The organism is Lysinibacillus fusiformis (assembly GCF_003049525.1).
In the GTDB taxonomy this organism is placed as follows: domain Bacteria; phylum Bacillota; class Bacilli; order Bacillales_A; family Planococcaceae; genus Lysinibacillus; species Lysinibacillus fusiformis.
On sequence record NZ_PYWL01000017.1, the window covers coordinates 13,647 to 36,843 of the forward strand.

21 protein-coding genes are annotated in these 23,197 nt (G+C 37.7%); 4 read left to right on the top strand and 17 right to left on the bottom strand.

All coding sequences use genetic code 11. The features are described 5' to 3' along the window. Positions 1–65 precede the first annotated feature (65 nt). From C9J29_RS21820 to C9J29_RS21845, 6 genes are all read right to left on the bottom strand, one after another. Positions 66–668 carry a methyltransferase gene (locus C9J29_RS21820; RefSeq protein WP_107922756.1) on the bottom strand — a complete coding sequence of 201 codons (603 nt, stop codon included), beginning with the start codon at positions 666–668 and terminating at the stop codon, positions 66–68. 87 nt (positions 669–755) lie between these two features. Next, positions 756–2,540 carry a CotH kinase family protein gene (locus C9J29_RS21825; RefSeq protein ID WP_107922757.1) on the bottom strand — a complete coding sequence of 595 codons (1,785 nt, stop codon included), beginning with the start codon at positions 2,538–2,540 and terminating at the stop codon, positions 756–758. 42 nt (positions 2,541–2,582) lie between these two features. Next, positions 2,583–3,266, bottom strand: coding sequence for a DUF4956 domain-containing protein (locus C9J29_RS21830; RefSeq protein ID WP_031416746.1), 684 nt, complete (start codon positions 3,264–3,266; stop codon positions 2,583–2,585). Between the two features lie 17 nt (positions 3,267–3,283). Further along, on the bottom strand, positions 3,284–3,985 hold the full coding sequence (locus C9J29_RS21835) for a polyphosphate polymerase domain-containing protein (protein ID WP_107922758.1): 702 nt from the start codon (positions 3,983–3,985) through the stop codon (positions 3,284–3,286). Between the two features lie 214 nt (positions 3,986–4,199). After that, a complete protein-coding gene (locus C9J29_RS21840; RefSeq protein ID WP_107922759.1) occupies positions 4,200–5,618 on the bottom strand; it encodes a sensor histidine kinase in 1,419 nt (472 codons plus the stop codon). After that, positions 5,602–6,288 carry a response regulator transcription factor gene (locus tag C9J29_RS21845; RefSeq protein ID WP_090002649.1) on the bottom strand — a complete coding sequence of 229 codons (687 nt, stop codon included), beginning with the start codon at positions 6,286–6,288 and terminating at the stop codon, positions 5,602–5,604. Before C9J29_RS21845 ends, C9J29_RS21840 begins: the two co-directional genes overlap by 17 nt. A 216-nt stretch (positions 6,289–6,504) precedes the next feature. Here C9J29_RS21845 and C9J29_RS21850 point away from each other — a divergent pair, with 216 nt between their 5' ends. Next, entirely contained in the window at positions 6,505–6,840 is a 336-nt protein-coding gene (locus C9J29_RS21850) for a heme oxygenase (protein WP_036121712.1), read from the top strand. A gap of 145 nt (positions 6,841–6,985) precedes the next feature. Here the strand turns inward: C9J29_RS21850 and C9J29_RS21855 are convergent, their stop codons facing one another. Further along, positions 6,986–8,008: a YeiH family protein gene (locus C9J29_RS21855; RefSeq protein ID WP_107922760.1), complete on the bottom strand. Its 1,023-nt coding sequence runs from the start codon at positions 8,006–8,008 to the stop codon at positions 6,986–6,988. Positions 8,009–8,121: 113 nt separating this feature from the next. Here C9J29_RS21855 and C9J29_RS21860 point away from each other — a divergent pair, with 113 nt between their 5' ends. Beyond that, positions 8,122–9,003 carry a LysR family transcriptional regulator gene (locus tag C9J29_RS21860; protein ID WP_089986417.1) on the top strand — a complete coding sequence of 294 codons (882 nt, stop codon included), beginning with the start codon at positions 8,122–8,124 and terminating at the stop codon, positions 9,001–9,003. Positions 9,004–9,019: 16 nt separating this feature from the next. Here C9J29_RS21860 and C9J29_RS21865 read toward each other — a convergent pair whose 3' ends face one another. Continuing rightward, positions 9,020–9,937: a LysR family transcriptional regulator gene (locus C9J29_RS21865; RefSeq protein ID WP_008180625.1), complete on the bottom strand. Its 918-nt coding sequence runs from the start codon at positions 9,935–9,937 to the stop codon at positions 9,020–9,022. A gap of 121 nt (positions 9,938–10,058) precedes the next feature. On the opposite strand from C9J29_RS21865, the gene C9J29_RS21870 reads away from it, so the two are divergent. Then, positions 10,059–11,249, top strand: coding sequence for a coenzyme F420-0:L-glutamate ligase (locus C9J29_RS21870; RefSeq protein ID WP_008180626.1), 1,191 nt, complete (start codon positions 10,059–10,061; stop codon positions 11,247–11,249). Positions 11,250–11,435: 186 nt separating this feature from the next. Here the strand turns inward: C9J29_RS21870 and C9J29_RS21875 are convergent, their stop codons facing one another. The 4 genes from C9J29_RS21875 to C9J29_RS21890 all read right to left on the bottom strand — a co-directional run bounded on the left by C9J29_RS21875 (position 11,436) and on the right by C9J29_RS21890 (position 15,820). After that, positions 11,436–12,071: an RNA ligase family protein gene (locus C9J29_RS21875; RefSeq protein WP_090002650.1), complete on the bottom strand. Its 636-nt coding sequence runs from the start codon at positions 12,069–12,071 to the stop codon at positions 11,436–11,438. Between the two features lie 24 nt (positions 12,072–12,095). Next, positions 12,096–13,052 (bottom strand): AAA family ATPase, encoded by a 957-nt coding sequence (locus C9J29_RS21880; protein ID WP_090002651.1) that lies wholly within the window; start codon positions 13,050–13,052, stop codon positions 12,096–12,098. 154 nt (positions 13,053–13,206) lie between these two features. Next, positions 13,207–14,376, bottom strand: a complete 1,170-nt coding sequence (locus C9J29_RS21885) for a M20 metallopeptidase family protein (protein ID WP_237068902.1) — start codon at positions 14,374–14,376, stop codon at positions 13,207–13,209. Between the two features lie 31 nt (positions 14,377–14,407). Beyond that, the gene (locus tag C9J29_RS21890; protein WP_090002652.1) at positions 14,408–15,820 is read right to left on the bottom strand and encodes a YfcC family protein; all 1,413 of its coding nucleotides are present in this window, start codon (positions 15,818–15,820) and stop codon (positions 14,408–14,410) included. A 576-nt stretch (positions 15,821–16,396) separates the two neighbouring features. Here C9J29_RS21890 and helD point away from each other — a divergent pair. Then, complete coding sequence (helD, locus tag C9J29_RS21895; protein WP_107922761.1) at positions 16,397–18,700, top strand: RNA polymerase recycling motor HelD; 2,304 nt, start codon at positions 16,397–16,399, stop codon at positions 18,698–18,700. Positions 18,701–18,804: 104 nt separating this feature from the next. Here the strand turns inward: helD and C9J29_RS21900 are convergent, their stop codons facing one another. The 5 genes from C9J29_RS21900 to C9J29_RS21920 form a co-directional block, all read right to left on the bottom strand. Then, complete coding sequence (locus tag C9J29_RS21900) at positions 18,805–19,560, bottom strand: amino acid ABC transporter ATP-binding protein (protein WP_008180632.1); 756 nt, start codon at positions 19,558–19,560, stop codon at positions 18,805–18,807. A gap of 13 nt (positions 19,561–19,573) precedes the next feature. After that, positions 19,574–20,275: an amino acid ABC transporter permease gene (locus C9J29_RS21905; protein ID WP_107922762.1), complete on the bottom strand. Its 702-nt coding sequence runs from the start codon at positions 20,273–20,275 to the stop codon at positions 19,574–19,576. A gap of 12 nt (positions 20,276–20,287) precedes the next feature. Then, a complete protein-coding gene (locus C9J29_RS21910; RefSeq protein ID WP_025116503.1) occupies positions 20,288–20,995 on the bottom strand; it encodes an amino acid ABC transporter permease in 708 nt (235 codons plus the stop codon). Positions 20,996–21,079: 84 nt separating this feature from the next. Further along, entirely contained in the window at positions 21,080–21,943 is an 864-nt protein-coding gene (locus C9J29_RS21915) for a transporter substrate-binding domain-containing protein (protein ID WP_107922763.1), read from the bottom strand. A gap of 28 nt (positions 21,944–21,971) precedes the next feature. Next, positions 21,972–23,141, bottom strand: a complete 1,170-nt coding sequence (locus C9J29_RS21920; protein WP_008180637.1) for an acyl-CoA dehydrogenase family protein — start codon at positions 23,139–23,141, stop codon at positions 21,972–21,974. Positions 23,142–23,197 lie beyond the last annotated feature (56 nt).

Genomic DNA, 23,197 nt, shown 5'->3' on the forward strand with positions numbered 1-23,197 from the left:
TTTTATTAAATTATTTCCCTGAAAATAAGTGTAGAAAAGAGAAAAAAGCATGGAGACGATTGCCCCTATGCTTTCTTTAATTCGAACACACAAAGGCGTTCATTCATATTAGTTTCATTTTCTAAATGCACTTCATGGAGCAATTCAAATGGTGTCCCCTGATGTAAAAACTGTAAATAATCATAGGGAGGATAGTATAAAATTATATGAATATCTCGCATGTTTTGCTCATAGGATTGCCAAATGTTCTGAATAACTGTGCGGAAAATATGAATGGAAAAGGGATTAAAAAAGAAAAACACATTATCACGCGGCTTTATTTCATATGCCTCTGCTATCGTATGAATAAATGTAATAGGTGCATGTGAACGCTTTTTTTGAAGATAGCTTCGTTTATTTTCTTCTGCCTCAGCATAAAATCCAGCATCCATCTCTATTCCGATCGTTGGAATATGAAATTGATGATGAACATAAATGGGTACCCTTCCCTTTCCACAACCCATATCAATAAACACAGGGTCGTTAGGCATCTCATAGATAGCAAATAATTGTTCAAGCCCATTATAAGGGGTTGGTTCATAACGGTGATAGTGGGCAAGCTTTGGGAAACCATATTGTTCTCCCACGGTCTTAATATGCAAATATTTATCAAACTGTTGTTCATTCATATGAAAGGACTCCTAAGAACAGAATGCTTTATTTTAGCACGAGAAAAAGCAAAAACCATACCCAAAAGTTTGGATATGGTCATTTTTTTATCGGCCTCTACGCTTAAATCTATAAACAAAGAGAAGTGAAAGAAGTAATAACACGAAGGATGCAATGATAGTAATCACTGTAGTCTTATCAATTGTAGCGGCTGGATCGGCGATTTCATTATTAGCACCAGGCATACCCATTGGCGCTCCGTTTTCATCCGGGCGCTGCATAGGCCCACCATTTTGACCTTCTCCCCCCCTTGGTCCATTGCCTTCTTTGTTAAACGTAGGACCTTGTGATGGATCAAAATCCTCTGGTAGCTGACTCGGATCACTATTATCAGGCATCCCTTTCATTTCTCCATCTTCATTTGGAACCGGCATCGTATTATCTTGAGCAGTTATCGATGCCTCCACAACAAGCTCCCCAGAGAGCTGTTTTAAAATAGATTCAGAGCGCTGCTTTGCAAACTCAGGTAAACTATTCTCACCTTCAACTGCCTCTAAAAACTGTTCCGTCGTAGAAAATTTAGTTGGATCCGCTTCGACATAGGTTGTTAAAAGCACCGCTAATTTTTTTGTCATGGATTGTACATAATCCTCTGTTAAATAATTCGTCGTTAACTCTTCTAAATAACCTTCATATTGAGCGCGATATTTCTCATTAGTAAGTAAGGCATTTAGTAGTGGCCGTTCCTCCAAAGTTGTACCAGAGACAGGAGTAGTCACACTAAAATTAATAGCACTTTCGGCCATTAGGTTTCCTGACATGCCCATATCCATGTTAAACTGGCCATTCTGTTGTTGCCTATCGACACCCGCTTGATCCGTTTGTCCATTGTTCTCCATTGGTGAACTTTTTGAATTAGAAGCATCCACTGGCTTTTGACGATCTTCTCTACCCATTCCCATTCTACCGCCACCTGCTCCAAAGCCACCAAAGGACATATTGTAATCCCAAGGGATAATTGAAAAATTGCCATTCTGTTCGTATAAATAATAGTTATGCTTCATATTCCCTTGATAACTGTCTAAATTTACAAGTGCCGTATTGACGGCGAAATAACGTAGCATTTCATCGACATCCAAATATTTTTCAATGTCTCCACCATTATTAATTGCATCCAGCATTTCCACAAATTTGGATTGATTAATATTATCTTTATTTGTTTTTAATCCAATACCTGTATAATCCGTCATATCGTCACTTATATATTTTAAATCACTGCCTGTCCCATCTGGCTTAAATAAAAAGCCATTATTGGAGCCATAGTTATTAGCTAGGAACGTTTCATCCACTGCTTCTACGCCTAAAAACAAACCCCGCTCCTCACCATTTACTGTGACATACATATAGGAATGTGCTGGCGTTGGTAAGCCCATTTGCTCCATTAATTCATAGGATATATACTCTCGCATTAATGTAGAGTCACTATAATTATTATTTAAATTTAACTTTTTCAAGCCATATAAGCTTTGAGTATCATCATAATAATCAAAATCAATTTTTAAGCTATAACGATCTGAGTCACTGTTGATGACGGATCGTAACGTTAAGTTTCCTTTAGTGCGTATAGCCACATTCTCAGTTTTCTTGCCGTTTACTGTAATATCCGCCTGTTTTAACTCTTCATCTGCCGCATTTTCCAGCATGTCAGCCCAATCTTCCTCGGCTATCTCAATATCCACTGTAGTAACTTTGTTTTTATTAAAAACTATATTCTCATAAGAGAAATTGGTATTCTTAGTTTCAATGCCTACATTCGGAAGTACAGCATATATCACGACAAAGAGAAGGAGAAGAATTGCCATGCACAGGTAGACAATTCGGGTTTTAATCATCACTGACACCTCGCTTTGGAATCCTTTTTGTGAACGCAGTCATTATGCTGTAAAGTTCCCGTCATAGCTTAGCATAATGGCAGATTTTACACCCGGCACTTTTGTAAGCAGATCCATTAGTTTAGCATCGTTTTGTTTGACGCGAATTTCATACGTAGTTTCCATCTCCTCATTGTTCATAATCGACTTCGATTTGAGGGCGAATTTTTTTGTTTGTGCAGCTATAATTCGCTCCACCTCTTGAGATGCTAGCTCTTCCTCAAACTTTACAATTAATAAATAAGGATTTTCTACTGTAATTTTATTGACAAATACTAACAGCACAAGACCAATTAACACAGCTCCAATAATGACTAAAGGAATAAACCCTGCCCCACATAAAATACCTGAAACAATGGCCCAGAAAATGTAAACTAAATCCATAGGATCCTTAATAGGCGTTCGGAAACGCACAATGGATAATGCACCAACCATACCGAGAGATAGAAGAACATTCGAACTGATCCCCATAATCACGAGTGCTGTCGCCATTGTCATAATGAGCAATGCAATATTGAATGAATGAGAGTAAATCACTCCATTAAAGGTTTTCTTATAAACTGCGTAAATGAAAAGTCCAATGAAAAATGCTACGACCAAACCAATAATTGAATCGATTAATGAAAAAGATGTTGTTTTTTCTAAAAAATTAGATTTAAAAATATCACTAAATTTAATTGTATCCATCGTTCGTTCTCCTTTTATTAGCCATACATACGACTAAGTTGATATTTTGAATATGCCTCGGCACGTGTATCTACAGACTGAAGTAAATATTTGATGATGTCGGGTAAATAGTCATCGTATTTCACCTCTAAAATCACTAGGTTTTGCTCTAGTACATCCACCATGGGTAAGCTTGGATTAAACATATCTGTATTGCGTAAGCTGGATTGCACCTTACTATCAAAAGTTACTCGCACATTACCAAATGGGTAAATATACGCCTCTCGCTCATAATCTACTACTGTTGTTGGTCTAAGCTGGCTGTAACTCATCTCTTGATATAAGTCCCTAATCAGTCCTCGCTCATCCACCGCCATCCATGAAATATCTCCAAGGCGCATTTTTTCATATTCAGCTTGAGATATTGCACACTTCGTTTTAAAGGTTAAATTATTCCGTTTACTCTTACGCTCAAGATTGATAATGGCACTAGATTTACCGTATATTCGTACGCGGTATTTATCTCGATTAATATAGCCTTCCTTTTTCTCATTGAGCACTTTATTCGCAAAATTGTCGAAGTACGTACTCCGAATTAAATATTTCCCCTCCGCCCCCGCATGCATGTCCAGCTGCATAATATACTGTAGCTTTGCTTTTAATAACGCATAGTCTGGATAGGAAATCGCCTGTTTAATTTCTTGACGACCATTTGGATTAAATGAGGTTACTATAGGCATTTACATCACACTCCCTACTAAATTTCATTGTCGTATAGCGGCTGAAGCCCAACGATAGCAAAAGCATCTTTTTGCTCGTTTCTCGTCTACACTGTTTACTATAAAGAGCGTTTGTGTCAGGCAGATGTCAACTTTCCATTTTCTTCACTGATATTTTACAAATCATTTCTGGCCTGTTGTTTCCATGAAGCCCATTAAAAAAGCTACCACGCCTTTACGACGTAGTAGCTTTTTGCAATAGTAATTCAAAAGAAGTTCCTGTGGCGTGACTTTCGATTAATTTTAAGTCACCACCAATAGATTGTGCCATCATTTTACTAAGAGGTAATCCAAGACCTAACCCTCGAATGGCATATTTTTTATTCTCTCCTCTATAAAAACGCTCAAATACAAATGCCTGATCCTCTACAGGAATACCTCGCCCTGTATCCGTTACAATAATTGAGACCGTATCCCCTTGCTCTTTAAGTGTTAGCGTTACAGATCCTATATCCATCGACTGTTTCGCATTGGTTAATAAGTTGGTCATAATTTGCTGAATACGGACAATATCAACATGTACATGGATGGCAGGATCAACTAAGTGCAAGTTTACATGAACACTGTCATCTTCCTGCATTACTTCCCACTGTGCGACCGCCTCCCGCAGAAGCTGATTGACGTTTACAGGCTCAAGCTTCACCGGAATCGCATCTACTGCAAAGTGGTTAAAAGCAAGTAAATCACCAACCATTGTTTTCATTTTTGTCGTTTCGACCACAGCCATATCAATAAATTCCATTGCATCTTGTCCTGTTACAACGCCATCCTTTACAGCTTGTAATAGCCCACTTATAGAAGTGACGGGTGTTTTCAGTTCATGGGTGACGCCTGCCAATAATTCTGTTCTGGTTTTCTCCAGTTGTTCAAGTTTTTGAGCCATATTTTCAAAGGAAGTTACAAGCTCATATACCTCTTTTTCCTTACTATCCTGAGGTAAATCGACTGAATAGCTACCCTCCTGCACTTGTTTTGATGCTGCTGCTACTTGTTTGATGGGACGTGCTAAACGTTTGGATAAAAAATAGATAGCAACCCAGCCTAATAAAGCCAACGCCCCAATCAAAATGGCAAGCTGACCATAGGCTTGATTCACTCTTGTTAAATTTTCTTTCTTCTCCACTACTAACACCCAGCCAATTAGCTCCTGACTATTTTCTATTTTTCTTTTGACCACATATTGAACGGGCTCTAATCCTATCGTTAATTCCTTTGTACCTTCTTCACCATCTAACATACTCACTACATTTTTAGCACTACCTGGTGGTACAGGGCGGTTACTTGTTATGATATTGCCCTTTGTATCGACTACATACAGGATAGGATCAATTTCTCTCATAGTAAAACGTTCCCGATCCCTAATGAAACCAGGAATACCGTTAAACGGCCCATTACTGAGTCCCGAATTATCGGTTAAACGATAGACCGTCTCATCCGCTAAAAACTCCATCATCTCTAGTCGATTTTCAAACGTCGTATGGCGAATCCAAGCTGCCGAAATCAAGGAAATTATAGCTAAACCTATAAATAGTGTAAGTAAGTAACGGCTTGTCCAATATTGAAGTAAAGATATTCTTTTATTTCTTTTGAACACTCAGCTGATACCCCAATCCACGTAGTGTCTTTATTTCGCCCTCTGCTTCATCCCAATCCATCAATGCTTTACGAAGCCGTTTCACTGCTAAGTCTACCGCTCGATCACTTCCGTCATACTCCCAGCCCCAAACATGATCAATGAGCTGATCACGCGTAAATGTTTGGTTCGGATGGTCAGCTAAAAATAAAAACACCGATAAATCTCTAGGCGTTAATAGTATTTCCTTCCCTCCTAGAAACACTCTATGTGCCTTCCTATCAATTTCGAGAGAACCGTAACGCTTTAAAGAGGATGAATCGGTGCTTCCTTCAGCCCGTCTTAAAACGGCCTTCACTCTCGCAACAACTTCATCTGCAATAAAGGGCTTTGCAATATAATCGTCTGCCCCTTGGTCAAATCCTTCTAAACGGTAATTCACCTCACCTAAAGCGGTCAACATTATAATGGGACAAGCACTGAATTCTCTAATTTCCTTTAAAATAATCCAGCCATTTTTCTCAGGCAGCATAATATCTAGTAACACTAAATCTGGTTGGGTCTCAATAAATTTATCTAAAGCCTCACCACCACTAAAGCATTGTGTTACATCATAGCCGACCTTTTTCAAATAAACGTTTAACACCTGGCTAATTGCATATTCGTCTTCTATTACTAATATTTGCGCCATTTTTGTTCACCTCGCGACTAACTAGCTCTTATGTTTATTATAGCACTGGATTATGTCAGTTAAATGTCAGCGTATAAGCAGAAGTATACTTACGATGAGAATATATTGAGGACTTCTATTGACAATGTCTTCTTAAGCCACTTATCATTGATTGCGAATGATAATCAGTGATAATTCATTCAAAAACCTAGTAAATGAAAATAAGGGGGGAAAAGCATGATCATTGTTACAAATCGTATTCAAGTGAAGCCAGGTTTTGCAGCAAGAATGGCTCCAAACTTTACAAAACCAGGTCCTCTACAACAATTTGAAGGCTTCCATAAAGTAGAGGTATTAATTTCAACGGATGATCCTACTTATGACGAAATGAGTGTTAATATGTATTGGGAATCCAAGGAGCATTTCCAAGCATGGCGTAATAGCGATGCATTTGCTGCAGCCCATCACCGTCCAAGTTCAGGCTCTGAAGGGGAAAAAACGGATAGCCCAATTATCGGTAGCAAAATAGTAGTTGCTGAATTAGCAACTTCCATCGAAGCTTTACGTTCATAAACACACTAAATATTTATACATGATCTTCTGATTCTATCTAAAAAGCCCTGCATGTTGGCATACAATGCAGGGTCTTTTTCATTAAGGTAGTTTGTACAACATCTTTTTATAAATGATTAGTCCTAATACAGGGAAATATTTTTCATCATCGTGCTAAAAAAATAACAAGAAAATAGCCTAACACGGATAGACAAACTGAACCAATTAAACCAGCAACAAACGCCTTTACTCCAAGCTCCTTAAACGTTTTAATCTCAACATTTAATCCAAGACCTGCCATCGCCATAGCAATTAAAATGTAAGCAATATTTACAAGGGCTTGCGCCACATTAGCCGGTATAATACCTAATGAATTAATCGCACTCATTGCTAAGAAACCTACTATAAACCACGGTATGATTGACAATGAAAATGCTTTTTTCTCTTCCCCTTTAGCCGTTTTTCGATAGAAAATACCGATTATAAGGGCTACTGGAACAAGCAGTGCGACACGCGTTAACTTTACAATGACCGCTATATCAATGGCTTCATCTCCACCTGCGGATGCCGCGGCAATAACATGAGCAATTTCATGTAAGGTACCACCTGCGAAAATGCCATACTCTGTTGGTGTTAAGTTCATTACAGCATAAAGTACTGTATAAACAAGTGTAAATACTGTACCTAATAATGCAACAATGGCTGCCCCCACAGCAGTTTCCTTTTCATTTGCTTTAATTTGAGGTGCAATTGCCACGACAGCTGCAGCTCCACAAATGGCGGTTCCACAAGCCGTTAGTATCCCTAGCTTTTGATCTACGTGGAAAATTTTTGTTAGACCATATACTACAATTAATGCAAATAATAAATTAATGACGGCAATCAAAAAAACATTAGCGCCAGCGTGATAAATATCAGCTAAATTTAAACGCATCCCCAATAAAATAATACCGAATCGTAATAGCTTCTTACTGGAAAATGAAATTCCCACTTGCCAGGAATCCTGCACTTTAAATGCTGCGCGCCAAGCCATCCCTAATATAATAGCAATGACCAATTGCCCTAATATTGAAAAGAAAGGAAAAGTAGCAATATATTTTGCAACTAAGGCTATCAAGAGTGTTAGTAATATTCCCTTTAGAAAGTTTGGATGAAGTGCGTATTTTCCTTTGTTCTGTCCATTAACCATGATGTTCACTTCTTTCTCCTTTGTTGATTACTACTTTATAAAAAAGCTCATGATTAGTAAAATACATATATATAATTGTTATTATTAATATTTCTAATTACAGGGGTGTAAATATGCAATATGAGGCTTTAAAAACGTTCATCACACTGGTAGAGGTCAATAATTTTACAAAGGCCTCAGAAATACTTCATATTTCACAGCCGAGTGTCAGCCTACACATTAAGAACCTTGAGCAGGAATTACAAACTACTTTATTTATTCGTTCGCCAAAATCTGTACAAATTACACCAACTGGTGAAATTCTCTATAAACGGGCTAAGCAGATTATGGCGATAACTGAGGCAGCTAAGGATGACATTGCAGCCTATCATCAAGAAGTACAAGGGACACTTGTCATAGGTGCTAGTTTTACCATTGGAGAATATATATTGCCTCCCATTATCGCTAGCTTGCAACAACGCTTCCCACAACTTGAGCTTCAAATTATTATTGGTAATACGAAAGAAATCATTCAATATACAAAATTATTGCAAGTTGATATTGGCCTGATAGAAGGACAAGCCCACGACAATGAACTTTTGATTAAGCCATTTATGCAGGATGAGTTATTTATTGTCAGTGCAAGTAATCATCCATTGACAAAGCAATTGCCTATTACTGCGGACAAGCTTCAACAGCAAAGCTGGGTTGCGCGTGAGGAAGGCTCCGGCACACGTTATTATTTAGATCATTTATTTAGAGCTAATGGTTTACTGGTCCAATCACTGTTAACCATTAGCAGTAATCAGGGCGTTAAAGAAAGCGTTATGCAAGGACTTGGGCTTTCCCTACTGTCTGCGTGTGTCATTGAGCGTGAGTTGAAAAATGGTGATATGGCGATTCTCTCCCTTGAAGGACAGCATTTTATGCGGACATTTTCTTATCTTTGTTCGCCAACTATGAAAAATAAGCGGAATGTCGATATTTTAATTGAAGCATTATCAAAAAAAGCTTAGCTGACTTTTCCCGTCGCTAAGCTTTTTTGATGGTTCTTCTAGTATTAAAACGTTTATGTTCAATGATTTCGACAAATTTGGTCGCCGCTCGAGAAAGGGGTACGGTCTTTAAAAAGCACATACCTATACTCCTTGGCGGAATTTTCCCATTTAAAGATAATTCGTATAGAAGTCCTCGGTGGAGATAATCCTTTGAAAACTCCTTTGTAACACATGCGATTCCTAAATTACTACGGGCAAATTCTAATACAAGATCATGTGAACCTAACTCAAACTCAGGTTCAATATGGACCCCATTGGATAATAAGAAATCCTCTACGTATTTGCGGGAATTGGATTTTTTCTCCAGGAAAATAAGCGGGAATTTTAACAGGTCCTCATAGCTTAAACTTTTAGAAGCCAGTGTCTTATATTTCTCCCCACAGACAAAAATATCTTGAATATCCGTACATACCGTTAACTGTAATGTCGAATCCTCTATAGGAAAATTACAAAAACCGATATCCACCTCACCTGATTTAATAAAATTACAAATTTCTGAGGTAGTACCATTTAGCATTTCCAACTTAATATTCGGATACATCGTATGAAATGCCTCTAAATAAGGCATAAGGAAAAAACGTGAAATCGTATCTCCTACGCCAATCTTTAGTTGCCCAGTTGTTAAATTTTTAAATTCTAATAACTTTTCTTCACCCGCATCTAACAGTCCTAAAGCCGAATTTGTATATTCAAATAGCAGACTGCCCTCTGTTGTCAAAGTGACCCCCTTAGGCGTCCGATTAAAAAGACGTGTACCCAGCTCCTTTTCCAGTTGCATCATCGCTTGACTAACAGCAGGTTGAGTCATATATAAATCCTTGGCGGCTCTTGAAAAGCTATTATTTTTAGCTACAACACTAAAAACACGGTATAAATCTAATTTCCCTATCATATAAGCACCTCTTATAGCTAGTATATGAACTATTAATTTTACTTATATCATGAGTGAGGCGTATAGTAAAACCATATGGATTTTAAATCACTTTACGAAAGTTAAATGAGGAGAGATTAAGTTGGAACGTGTAATCGGTACAGTTGTAAGAGGTCTTCGTGGTCCTATTATTAACGAAGGCGATCATATTGAACAAATCGTTTTAGATACGGTGTTAAATGCTGCGAAAGTAGAAGGTTACGCTATTGAGGATCGAGATATTGTGACCGTAACTGAGTCAGTCGTAGCACGTGCACAAGGGAACTACGCAACAATTGATGATATCGCTGTGGATGTAGCCGCGAAATTTGGCAATGATACTGTAGGAGTTATTTTCCCTATTTTAAGTCGAAATCGTTTTGCTAACTGTTTACGTGGTATTGCTAAGGGCGTTAAAAAGGTTGTCTTAATGCTAAGCTACCCATCTGATGAAGTTGGTAATCATCTTGTCGATATCGATGAGTTAGATGTAAAAGGCATTAATCCTTGGACAGATACATTAAATGAAGTGGAATTTCGCGAGCATTTCGGCTATAAAAAGCATACATTTACTGGTGTAGATTATATTGAATACTATAAAGAATTAATTGAAGCAGAAGGGGCTACATGTGAGGTCATCTTCTCCAATAACCCAAAAACAATTTTAGATTATACAAAGAGTGTTCTAGCATGTGATATTCACTCACGTTTCCGCACAAAGCGCATTTTAACAGCAAACGGTGCTGAAAAAGTTTACAGCCTTGATAATATTTTAGCTGAATCCATCAATGGATCTGGTTTCAATGCTGAATATGGACTACTTGGCTCTAACAAAGCTACAGAAGATAGTATTAAGTTGTTCCCACATACTTGCCAGCCAATTGTTGACGGTATCCAAGCTAAAATCAAAGAAGCTACAGGAAAAACTGTAGAAGTTATGATTTACGGAGATGGTGCATTCAAAGATCCTGTGGGTAAGATTTGGGAGTTAGCAGATCCTGTTGTTTCTCCAGCATTCACAGCCGGATTAAACGGAACTCCTAACGAGGTTAAATTAAAATATTTAGCAGACAATGACTTTGCTGATCTTCGAGGAGAAGAGTTAAAAGCTGCTATTTCTGAATACATTCAAAATAAAGATGAAGATTTAACAGGTCAAATGGCTGCACAAGGAACAACACCGCGCCGCTTAACTGACCTTATCGGCTCTCTATCTGATTTAACATCAGGTTCAGGGGACAAAGGAACTCCTATGATTTATATTCAAGGATATTTCGATAATTACACTAAATAATATAAAAGAACTCTCGTACTAGTGACGGGAGTTCTTTTTTGGATGGAGGATGACAGGAATCGAACCTGTAATCCCTAGATGAAAGGGATATGCAGCCTAGCAACTTCCTCATATATACTATGGTTGCTTTATTCTATAAAGTATTACATTTTTCTCAGTCCTTTTCATAAATGAGTGTAATTACGTTTATTTTAAACGGTTAGGTATTACTTTTTCTTGTAGCCAATGCTCACTTGTTTGAACATGGTGAGGTCTCACAAATTTGCCCAAATTATATTGGAAATCATCATAATGAAAGGATGCGGCATTTCGAATGACATAACCCTCTTGCTCACCATCAAACATTGATTTCCCAGTAAACATTCGTTTTATTTTACGCTCATCAAAAATCCCTCTGTATAAAACAGGCACCGTTTCAACACCTAATTTTTCCGCAAAGGCAACCGTCTCATCCCAACTCAAACAAATATTATCTTCATTCCAAATACTAAATAAATAAAAATAACTTGTTAATGCCTGATAATATATAGAATGCTTCGCGTACATATTTTCTCCACATAATCGCCAACTATCTGGGATCTGATAAGAAAAACTAGCATGGAATGTTTTGACCCAATGTCTAGAAGGATGGTTAGCTGAATGGATGCTTCTAGCATGCATATAGTCCTTGTACAGCGTTGTTCCTTCTCCATCTAACTTTTCAGTGACAACAACCTCTTTCCCAATAAAATGATTCACATTTTTAGCAACCTTGTCATCATGAGTATAGCTTCTGCTCCATGGTAAATGGTAGCTTCTTGGATATTTCATTAATTTCGTCATATTTACACTTCCTTTCTTTACTGTTTATTTAGCAAATTGGTCGGCCTCACGGAAAAAGTAAAGCCTAGTTAATAAATCCCCATCTAATAAATGATAAATTTCACTTCCCCCTTGATCGCCACCATACTGGATTAGCATATGGAATTGTACTAAATAGACGACCTTTAATACAAAATCCTCTTCAAAACCCAATTCCAATAAAAAATGACAAGCCCTCTGTGCCGATACATTTTCATGGCCAAAATAGCCAAATCGTTGTTGCAACGGTTTATACTTCTTACAAAATGGCTTACCCACATCATGGAATAATGCTGCTATTTGTAATGCCAGCTTATCACTTTCCGAATAGTATTCATTGATATAGGCAAAGACAAAATAAGTATGTTGACATAATAGGAATTGGTGATGTGGATTTTCTTGATTGAAATGATAAATCTCTTTAAAAAGTGGGATTGCTCGAAGTGTTTGAAAAAGCTCCTCATAATTGGGCTCACGTTGAATAAGCGAAATAAATTGTTGTTTGGAAATTGCATAGGGGCTAGATCCATGTACGATATGCACTTCATCAAACCCTTCTCCCGCCGTCGGAAATTCTAAATGCTTACTCATTTTTTCCATTACCACTAACGGTACATTTCTCTTCCGTTGTTGGTTTCTAGCTACACATATGGAATAGGGCGTGTCAAAATAATAGCATTCCTTCCTAACCGAGCTTGGCAATTTACGTAGTGCAAATATCCTCCGCTCCCGTTCAATATTGGTAGCATCTACAATGACCGTATAACCCTTTGCCACAAGGTCATTAAGACGCTCATATAATGTACGAAAGACCTGACGTGATTTCTGTTTTGTTGCGTCACCAAATAACTCTTGACGTATAGCGTCACTAGAAAGAACAACGGCATTTTCTCTTTTCGCAAGCTGCTTCACAAATGTACTTTTTCCACTTCCAGGTAATCCAACTGTGAAAATTACCTTCATCTCTTCTCACCTCCCTTCCAGTTTCTATATCGTATAAGATAAACAATCCTTTAGTGCTTTTCAATATATCCTTACAAGCAATTTAAAAGGCATGAGTCATGTACTAAATCGCACTCATGCCTTCTATATGAATTATTTTTAGCTTACTTCACCCTTATGGACATAGTGTTCGTGCAATATTTTCAAAGTAACGAACACCATAAATTAGAGCTTCTTCATCAATTTTAAAACGAGGATGGTGTAATGGGTACGCTTCTCCAAACTCTTCGTTATGTACCCCTATAAATTGCATCGATGAAGGAACAACTTCTGAAAAATCTGCGAAATCCTCTGTACCAAACATTGGTCCAGGTAACTCCTTCACACCTGTATCTCCCACAATCTCTCCAGCTATACGGCGGGATAACGCTGTTAACTCTTTATCATTTGTAACAGAGGGACATCCTAGCTCCCATTTAATTTCTACCTTTGCACCGTGCATGGAAGCAATACTTGTAGCTATCTTTTCTAAATGTTTACGCGCATCTACACGAATCGTAGAATCTAGTGAACGAATCGTTCCACCAAGCTCTGCTGTATCAGCAATAATATTTAAGGCCGTTCCACAATGAAATTTTGCCACCGTTAAAACAGGCGCATGTGTACTCGGTACTTTACGTGACACAATTGTTTGCAGAGCTACAACTATTTCAGAACCAATAAGTAATGGATCTATAGCGACCTCTGGTGTAGACGCATGGCCGCCCCTACCGTAGATTTTAATTTCAAAATCATCTGCCGCTGCAGTAAATTTACCGTCTTTCATAGCAAATTGTCCTACCTCATAATCAGGGCTCACATGTAGAGCAAAGGCATAATCGACATTTTCTACAATTCCTAGGGCTACTAGTTGAGCAGCTCCTCCAGGAGTCACCTCTTCAGCATGCTGAAAAACAAAACGAATTTCTCCACAAAAATCAGTCCCACGCTCAGCCAATGCTTTTGCTGCACCAAGTAGCATCGCTGGATGGGCATCATGACCACACGCATGCATGACTCCAGGATTGGTTGATTTAAAAAGTAAATCCGTTTCTTCTTCAATCGGCAATGCATCAATATCAGCTCGCAGTAAAATGGTATGCCCCTTATTTTCTGTTTTCGTCCCCTTTAAAAATGCACATACACTCGTCTCTGTTAAACGCTTCACCTCTAAATGTGGAAACGTTACTAGTTGATTATAAATATATCGGGCTGTCTCATGCTCCTGATGTGATAATTCTGGATACATATGCAAATGCCGACGCCATTTAATTACCTGTTGTTTTAAATCAATTGTTTCTACCAATCTAATCACTCCTACTATATGATTTATATTATTAAAATGGTCCATAGTTTATGAGATGTGCAATGACTAATAAGACAATTGCTAAGCATGTCTGTATAAGGAAATAAGGAAATACCCATCTAACCCATTTTGAAAATGGGATACCTGCAATTGCTAATCCTGCTAATAAAACCCCACTCGTTGGAATAACCATATTTGAAATACCATCACCAAATTGGAAAGCCAGTACAGCTGTTTGCCTAGTTACACCAATTAAATCTGCTAAAGGTGTCATAATCGGCATTGTTAACGCTGCTTGTCCACTTCCAGATGGTACTAAGAAATTTAAGCAGAGCTGAAGTAAAAACATCCCTACTGCATTTATTGAAGCTGGTAGAACACTTACGGCATTAGAAACAAAATGCAGAATAGTATCAATTAATCCTCCATTCGTCGTAATCACTAAAATGGTTTGGGCAAATCCAATGATTAGAGCCCCTTCTACCATATCTCGAGCTCCCGTAATAAAACCTTCAGCCATTTTATTCGGTCCAATCTTACATATAATAGACATAATAATACTGCTTAATAAAAAGATTCCGCCAATTTCACTTATATACCATTGGAATTTTATTACCCCTACAATTAATGCAACAAAATTACCTAATAGTACAAATAATGCTAGTAAATGTCGTGTACTTATTTTAAAGTCCAGATCAATCTTTATACTTTCCTCCGGATTAAACTTTCCATAAATCCCTTTCGATGGGTCGCTCTTTATTTTTTTAGCATGTCTATATATAAAAAGGACTGTCAAAATATAAAAAACGGCAAACACGACTATTCGATATGACATCCCTGAATACATCGGAAGCTCGGCAATTGTTTGAGCGACACCAATGTTAAAAGGGTTTGTAATGCCCGATGTAAAGCCCGTTGCTAATGTACCGAGCATAACGATAGCAAAGCCTGTCATTGCATCCATACCGAGTGCCATTGTTAAAGGGATAATGATGGCTATATATACTAGCGTATCCTCTGCAGAGCCAATTAATGTTCCTAAACTAGCAAATATTAATACGAGAATAGGGATTAATACGTACTCCTTTTTCCCAAACTTAGAGGCCATCACTTTAATAAACGAATCAATGGCACCCGTTTTTTGCATGATCCCTAAAGCTCCACCAAATAGAAAGACAAATAAAATGATGGGAGCACCCTCAAGCATCCCCAAATGCACACTATTAAATATTTCTAGGAAGCCAACAGGATTTGAGCTTATGTATTGAAAGGATTCCGGATCAACAACCATTCTCCCATTACTCTCAACTCTTTCATACTGTCCCGCTGGTAAAATATACGTTAATAGCGACATCACTAAAATAATAATAAACATTAATACAAATGCATTAATTCCCTGTATACGTGGTTCAGCTTCTTTTTTTTCTTGATGCAGGTTTACCATAACCGTCTCCCCCTACTATTTATTATTCTTTAAACCGAGACATAGACAACGTAGCAATTAGGCAAGTGATTACACACCATATTTTCCGTCACACGGAAAACTGTTCCGATTAACGGAAACTTTATACACAAGAATAAAAAACAGAATTTAAAATGTCAATATATTTTGATAATTCCAATAAATATATTTCTACTAATAGGACACGTAATTAATAATCATTTCTTTCAAAACAGGAATAATTACGGACTTTTCTACATATAAAAAAGACTGCTCCACCTTTTCGTAGAGCAGTCCATGCATATCAATATTTTATTACCTTATACCATTATTGTATCATAAATTTACAAAAATTACTAGACTATACTTCTTACCGAAGTAGATGTATGATAAATTTCCTGATTCAATCACCATACAAAATCTCCTTGAGATAATGACGTTTGAAGACTTTCGAGTTATTCAAAGGATCAGTGTTCAGCCATTGAAAAGGAATCACAATTACCTACATCCCACCATCTATATAGGTAAGGGTTCATGCCGAGCGAAGATAAAAACTATGGAGAGGAATGTGAGTAGACATTGGAAAATCAACATGAGTGGATGGAAGAAAAGCAGCACCTTAAGCATTGTTTAAATATCATTGATGACAAAATGAAGGAATTACTGCTTCAAGAAAAAGGCTTTAAAGAAAATGCTGTCGCCATCAAGAAAACTTTCTGGAACGATGTCAGAGTCAATTTAGATACTGCTGAGGATGTTGATGAAACATTTTTTGCTATTAAACAACAAGTAGAGCTACTTTCAGATTCAGAACTTGCACAGCAAAGGGCCATTCGAAATGTAAAGGTTTATGAACGTTTACAGCAGTCACCCTATTTTGCACGAATCGATTTTTTACAAAGTGAGCATCCTGAACCTCTAAAAATTTATATAGGTGTTGCCACACTTTTGGATGAGCAAGATGAAAACATCATCATTTATGACTGGCGTGCACCCATTTCCAGTATGTATTATGATTGCACTCCTGGTGAAGCTTCCTACGAAACTACAACGGAGGATATTCACGGTGAGATGCTGCTTAAACGGCAATTTATTATTAAAAATGGTCAGCTACAATCCATGTTTAATACAGGCCTAACCATTGGTGATGACTTATTGCTCGATATCCTTGCACAAAATGCAAACGAACATATTCGCAGTATCGTTGCAACCATTCAAGCGGAACAAAACAAAATTATTCGCCATATCCACTCACGTTACCTCATAGTAGAAGGTGTTGCGGGTAGTGGTAAAACGGCCGTCGCACTCCAACGAGTGGCTTATTTATTATACCGATATCGTAATGAAATGACAGCAGATCAAATTTTACTAATTACGCCTAATCAACTTTTTAATCAATATGTCCATACCGTCCTACCTGATTTAGGTGAAGACAATATGCAACAACTAACGTTTATTGAATATGCTGAAAAACGTTTAGGTCGTCAGTTCCAATTAGAATACCCTTATGAGCAGCTTGAAGATCTATTAACAGAAAAAGATGAAGCTCAATATGTAACAAAATTAAATAGCATTTCATTTAAAGCAAGCCTGACTTACAAACAATTGATCGACCAATATGTAAGCTATTTGTCGAATAAAGGCTTATTATTTAAAAATATTGTTTTTCGTGGAGAACGGATTATTACTGCACAGGAAATTACTGAATTCTTTTATTCTTTCCCATCCTCCATGTCGATACCAAATCGCCTACAATTAGTGAAGGAATGGTTATTACAGCAATTAACGAAAATTGAAAGGGCTGAACGTACGAAGGATTGGGTAGAAGAAGCGACTGAGCTATTAGACAAGGAAGACTACTCCAAGTCTTACAGTGAGCTCTTATATGAGGGACGCTATACAGAAAACTCATTTGATGATTTTGATCATGAACGCAAAAAATTAGCGCGCCAAATTGTAAAAAAACATTTTAAACCTTTACGAAACTCTGTCAATCAATTAAGATTCGTTCATATATTAGGTACCTATCGTCAACTCTTTGATATATCTAATTCTCTCTATCAAGAATTTCAGCAGCTTGTCCCAGACAATTGGGAGGACATTTGCCAAAACACCCTTCCTAATTTAGCAAAACGATTAATTGCTTATGAAGATGCAGCTCCGTTTTTATATTTACAGGATAAAATTGAAGGTCAGCAAACAAATACGACAATTCGCCATGTATTAATTGATGAAGCACAAGATTATTCTCCATTCCAACTAACCGTCTTACAGCAATTATTTCCTAAAGCGCGTATGACAATCTTAGGCGATGGCCATCAAACTATACATCCGCATACCTTTGATAATCCTTCACTGCTCGACCCTCAATTATATGGTGAGCATGCTGAAAAGATGATTTTAACGAAAAGCTATCGTTCGACAAAGCAAATCATTCAGCTCACGGCTAAAATTTTAAATGATGGTAGTGAAGTAGAGGCGTTTAACCGAGATGGTCTAGAACCTTCGATTACAATTTTGCCAAATGAATTGGAGTTAAATAAACATATTATCCAGAGCATCAACACCCTATCTCATAAATTTGAAACGATCGCTGTTATTTGTAAAACTGCAGCGGAATGCTCAGCAGTGTTTGAACAATTAAGCAATCACGTTGATATTCAACTTATTACACACAACACTAAGCAATTTAAAAAGGGTATATTATTACTCCCCGCCTATATGGCAAAGGGGATCGAATTTGACGCGGTCCTGATCTATAATGCATCAGCCGCCAACTATTCACGAGAAACAGAACGTAACTATTTCTATACAGCCTGTACAAGAGCTATGCACGAGTTACACATTTATTCCATCAACAAATTAACGTACTTCCTTCAATGATAGGGAAGTGTTGAATGTACGAAGTGATTTCCATTCAGGGCTACAAAGCTCCAGACGACACCCCTGTATACATTGGAGCTTAGTCCGAATGGAAATGATCCTCGTTAAATATAGAACGTATAGTCTTCTGGAATGACACGTTTTAAAAATTTCTTCGTCCGTTCCTCTTTCGGGCTAACAAAAATATCATGAGGGCTACCTTCCTCTACGACAACTCCTCCATCCATGAAGATAACACGGTTTGCTACGTCTTTTGCAAAACCCATTTCATGCGTCACCACAAGCATTGTTGTCCCCTCAGCAGCAATATTTTTCATGACCTGTAGTACCTCGCCTACTAGTTCGGGGTCAAGTGCAGACGTTGGCTCATCGAATAAAATAATATCTGGATTCAACGCTACCGCCCTTGCAATCCCTACCCGTTGTTGCTGACCTCCCGATAACTGACTTGGATATGCGTCATATTTTTCAGATAAGCCTACTTTATCAAGAGCCCTTTTGCCAATTTCTACTGCCTCTGTCTTAGGAACTTTTCGTCCAATAATTAGCCCTTCTGTGACATTTTCTAATGCCGTTTTATTCGTGAAAAGATTATAGTTTTGGAAGACAAATGCCACACGCTGGCGAATTGCATGTACGTCTTTTTTCTTTACATGTTGAAAATCCACTTCAATATCTCCAAATGTCGCATGTCCTTGATCCGCTTTTTCTAAAAAATTGATACAGCGTAATAATGTTGTTTTTCCTGAGCCACTAGGACCTAGAATAACGACTACATCACCTTGATCGATAGCTAAATCTACACCCTTTAAAATTTCATTTTCACCAAATGATTTATGAATATTTTTAATTTCTAACATGCTCATTCACCCCTTAGGCATTGGCCGCTTTGTATTTGCTTAAATATTTTTCATAACGCTTGAACAAGTATTCGACTGTGCTACATAAAATTAAATACACAATAAAGATATCAAGATAGGCTTCCACATAATTGTAGCCGACATTTGCAGCTACCTTTGCCTTCAATGTAATTTCAGGTAGAGACATTGCGTACCCTAAGGAAGTTGCTTTAATCAAATTGACTGTCGCTGTACAAATATTCGGTAGCGCAACAACTAATGCTTGTGGAATAATGATTCGGGTATACGCTTGGAATGTTGTCAAACCTACTGAGTATGCTGCCTCCAATTGTCCCTTTTCAATGGTACTTAACGCCGAACGAAATACCTCTATTAATATAGCTGTTGAACTGAATGCAAACACAATAAATGCATACCATATTGGATTGATTTTATATATATCATATGGAATTTGATATTTTTCAAAAATAATTTTTAACATAAGCGGAATACTACTATAAATAATGAAAATTTGTATAATAATTGGTGTTCCTCGCACAAAGGATACGTAGATCTTTGCTAAATGATGTACAACTGGAATTTTGTTAATCCTCGTTAACGCCAGTAAAAATCCTAGTGGCAGCGCAATGAACAGAGCAACAACTGTGACAAGGAGTGCGATGGGAACACCTGATAGTGCAATGAAAAATGTTTCAAGTAAAAATTGATAATTCATGGTTACGCCTCCTTACGTTGTTTCTAAGGTCTTTTTACCCCTGCCAAATATCTTTTCTAATATAGTAAATATCTTTTCAATAATAATAGATAATACCCAATAAATAATAGCCAAGGCGATATAAATCTCTAAGGCATGAGCATTAATATTACTAGCTATAATTAAATTGGCCTTCCCTACAATATCAATTAATCCGATCGTATAGGCCAAGGCACCTTCCTGTAATAAAGCAATCATGCCATTTCCAAAGTTGGGTAATGCAACGACAAGTGCCTGGGGGAAAATAATTCTTCGGTAGGCTTGTATGGGCGTTAACCCTACACTAACAGCCGCTTCAAACTGCCCTTTCGGAATGGCTAAATAAGCCGATCGCATCACCTCTGACATAATTGCTGCAAATTGTAATGTGAATGTTACTACCACGAAAATAGCCGTTTCAATGGAATGGAGATTGAGACCAAAGTTTTCAGCTAATGCGGGTACACCATAATAGACAAGAAATAATAAAACAATAGATGGTGTACATCGCATAATCGTCGTATACAGGTTCGCTAATTTTCTTAATAGCTTGACCGAAGAGAGCTTAGCTGCCGCTAGTAATAAGCCAAATATTGTGCCTAAGACGATAGAGGACCCTGCAACTAAAAACGTGATTTTTAAAAACGGTAATAAGACGGGGATCGCGCTCCAAATATAGGTCGCGTCAAAATATTTATCCATTTCCTCACCAACTTTTGTTTTATGAATAAAGACTGCTGAGCGTGCCAGCCTCAACAGTCCTAATAATGGTCAATATGCTTTAAATTAACGATTAACAGTTTCTAACACTTCAAATAAATCACGGCCATAGAATTTCGTGCTCAATTCGTTTGTTTTCTTCTGTTCTTTAATTTGAGCGATGGCTTTATCGTAAGCATCCGCAAATTCTTGTTCTTTTTTATTGAAAAGAGGCCATGTTTTAATCACAGAAAATTCATTATAGACTACTTCATCTTTTAAGTTATTATAGGGTCCATCTTCTGCAAGTACTTGCTGTTTAAATGGTCCTTCAATCATAACGCCACCATCGACGCGCCCTTCATTTACCCACTGCACAACGTCAACTGTAAATGCGTCACCCGCTTGAAGCTTTACTTTATTGTCAGGGTTGGCCGTATTATATTCATCAATAATTGTGTATTGCGCATTATTAGCTGCAATAGGTGCCAACGAATAGCCCTTTTTCGCAAAATCAGCTAATGTCTTTATCCCTTCATCTTCTTTACGTAATACTAGGCCTGCACTACTTAATCCTAAAAATTCCTTTGGGAAAATAAATTTCTCTGTCCGTTCCTGTGTAAAGAATGCGTTTTTCACCCCAACCTGATATTTCCCTTGCTCTACACCAATTAATAAATCATCACTTGTCGTTCCTACATATTCAAATTGATAGTCTGGTAATAATTCATCTACTAATTTCATTACCTCTACGTCATAACCTGTTGGATTTCCATTATCATCTATATAACTAATAGGCTTTGAGGCCTGATCATAGGCAACTTTGATTGTACGAACTTCGCCACCATCATCTGAATTCTTATCAGCTGACTTTCCAGAATTACAGCCCGCTAAAAGTGCGACAGAAGCCAATCCAATCGCAGCTAATTGAAATATCTTATTCTTCTTCATGTAACATTTCTCCTTATTATCCACATTATTATTGATGGTCATTTAATTTCTGCTGTTCGATAGCAGCCGTAGCTAATTTAATTATGGTCATATCATCCATTGGTGGGTTATGAAGCCCCGCACGTACGTTTCGATAATAGCGCTGTAGCGGATTTGACAATTGTAAGCTTTTCGCCCCGACTACACGCATCGCCTTATCAACAATGTCAATTGCGATATTCGTTACGGTATGTTTAGCAACAGCCATTTCATTTGTTAAAATGGCGCGTCTTGCTGGATTATCGTATGCCTCAGCTACCCCATATAAGACAAAGCGTGCTTGATGAAGCTTTAACTCGATGTCTCCTAAAAGCTGTTGAACATTTGGTAATGTACTGATCGGGGCATTCAAGCTATTAGGTTGATGATGATTAGCGAAATGTACCGCATAGTCACGGGCAGCTTGTGCAATTCCTAGGTATGTGGCCGGGATATGGAGAATCCAGCCATTTATTTTACCGCCACTAGGATGGTTTGGTAATTCGACTAAGTGATCTTTAGCCACAACGACATCATTTAATACGAGATCATGGCTGCTAGTACCTCGCATGGCAGACATTTCCCAGTTTTCCTCAATGGATAATCCTATTGAATCTTTATGGATGAGGAAGAACCCAATTTGTTGCTTCTCTTCAATCCAAGCCGAAGTGAGGAAATAATCTAATACTGGGGAAGCTGTAGTAAAGATTTTGCGTCCATTTATGCGCCATCCGTCTTTTATAGAAACAGCATTTGTTCCTGGTCTCCCCCCACGTGTTGGGCTCCCAGTTGCTGCTTCACTTACAGCCCTATTAATCATGGCACCTTTCTTTATTTCCTCTGCAAATGCCGTTAATAAATCCTCCGTCCATAATTTTGTGGCATATATTTCGCCCACAACGCCTAATGTCCATCCGAGGGAGAGCGAGGCATTCTCGTCATAGCTTGCTAATGTTTCTTGTATAAGCACCATGTCATAGACTGATAGGCCCTCTCCTCCATATTGTTTCGGTAAAGTAAGTTGCGGATAACCAATTTGCTGGAGTAGTCGATGTGCTTCAAACGGGAAACGAGATTGTTCATCTACCTCAGCTGCCTCGGCCTTTATAGGATTTGAGATGGCTTCTAACTTATCTAACCAAAATCGCTGTTGCTCCGTTTTAACAAATAAATTCTTCAAAAAATCTCCTTCTTCCCAATATATATAAATCTTATATATTTACTAAGGATTAATGA

What these genes read in the sequence shown, in the direction of transcription:
- C9J29_RS21820 (WP_107922756.1), bottom strand. Translation starts at nt 668, where the DNA reads ATGAATGAACAACAGTTTGATAAATATTTGCATATTAAGACCGTGGGA.
- C9J29_RS21825 (WP_107922757.1), bottom strand. Translation starts at nt 2,540, where the DNA reads ATGATTAAAACCCGAATTGTCTACCTGTGCATGGCAATTCTTCTCCTT.
- C9J29_RS21830 (WP_031416746.1), bottom strand. Translation starts at nt 3,266, where the DNA reads ATGGATACAATTAAATTTAGTGATATTTTTAAATCTAATTTTTTAGAA.
- C9J29_RS21835 (WP_107922758.1), bottom strand. Translation starts at nt 3,985, where the DNA reads ATGCCTATAGTAACCTCATTTAATCCAAATGGTCGTCAAGAAATTAAA.
- C9J29_RS21845 (WP_090002649.1), bottom strand. Translation starts at nt 6,288, where the DNA reads ATGGCGCAAATATTAGTAATAGAAGACGAATATGCAATTAGCCAGGTG.
- C9J29_RS21850 (WP_036121712.1), top strand. Translation starts at nt 6,505, where the DNA reads ATGATCATTGTTACAAATCGTATTCAAGTGAAGCCAGGTTTTGCAGCA.
- C9J29_RS21855 (WP_107922760.1), bottom strand. Translation starts at nt 8,008, where the DNA reads ATGGTTAATGGACAGAACAAAGGAAAATACGCACTTCATCCAAACTTT.
- C9J29_RS21860 (WP_089986417.1), top strand. Translation starts at nt 8,122, where the DNA reads ATGCAATATGAGGCTTTAAAAACGTTCATCACACTGGTAGAGGTCAAT.
- C9J29_RS21865 (WP_008180625.1), bottom strand. Translation starts at nt 9,937, where the DNA reads ATGATAGGGAAATTAGATTTATACCGTGTTTTTAGTGTTGTAGCTAAA.
- C9J29_RS21875 (WP_090002650.1), bottom strand. Translation starts at nt 12,071, where the DNA reads ATGACGAAATTAATGAAATATCCAAGAAGCTACCATTTACCATGGAGC.
- C9J29_RS21880 (WP_090002651.1), bottom strand. Translation starts at nt 13,052, where the DNA reads ATGAAGGTAATTTTCACAGTTGGATTACCTGGAAGTGGAAAAAGTACA.
- C9J29_RS21890 (WP_090002652.1), bottom strand. Translation starts at nt 15,820, where the DNA reads ATGGTAAACCTGCATCAAGAAAAAAAAGAAGCTGAACCACGTATACAG.
- C9J29_RS21900 (WP_008180632.1), bottom strand. Translation starts at nt 19,560, where the DNA reads ATGTTAGAAATTAAAAATATTCATAAATCATTTGGTGAAAATGAAATT.
- C9J29_RS21905 (WP_107922762.1), bottom strand. Translation starts at nt 20,275, where the DNA reads ATGAATTATCAATTTTTACTTGAAACATTTTTCATTGCACTATCAGGT.
- C9J29_RS21910 (WP_025116503.1), bottom strand. Translation starts at nt 20,995, where the DNA reads ATGGATAAATATTTTGACGCGACCTATATTTGGAGCGCGATCCCCGTC.
- C9J29_RS21915 (WP_107922763.1), bottom strand. Translation starts at nt 21,943, where the DNA reads ATGAAGAAGAATAAGATATTTCAATTAGCTGCGATTGGATTGGCTTCT.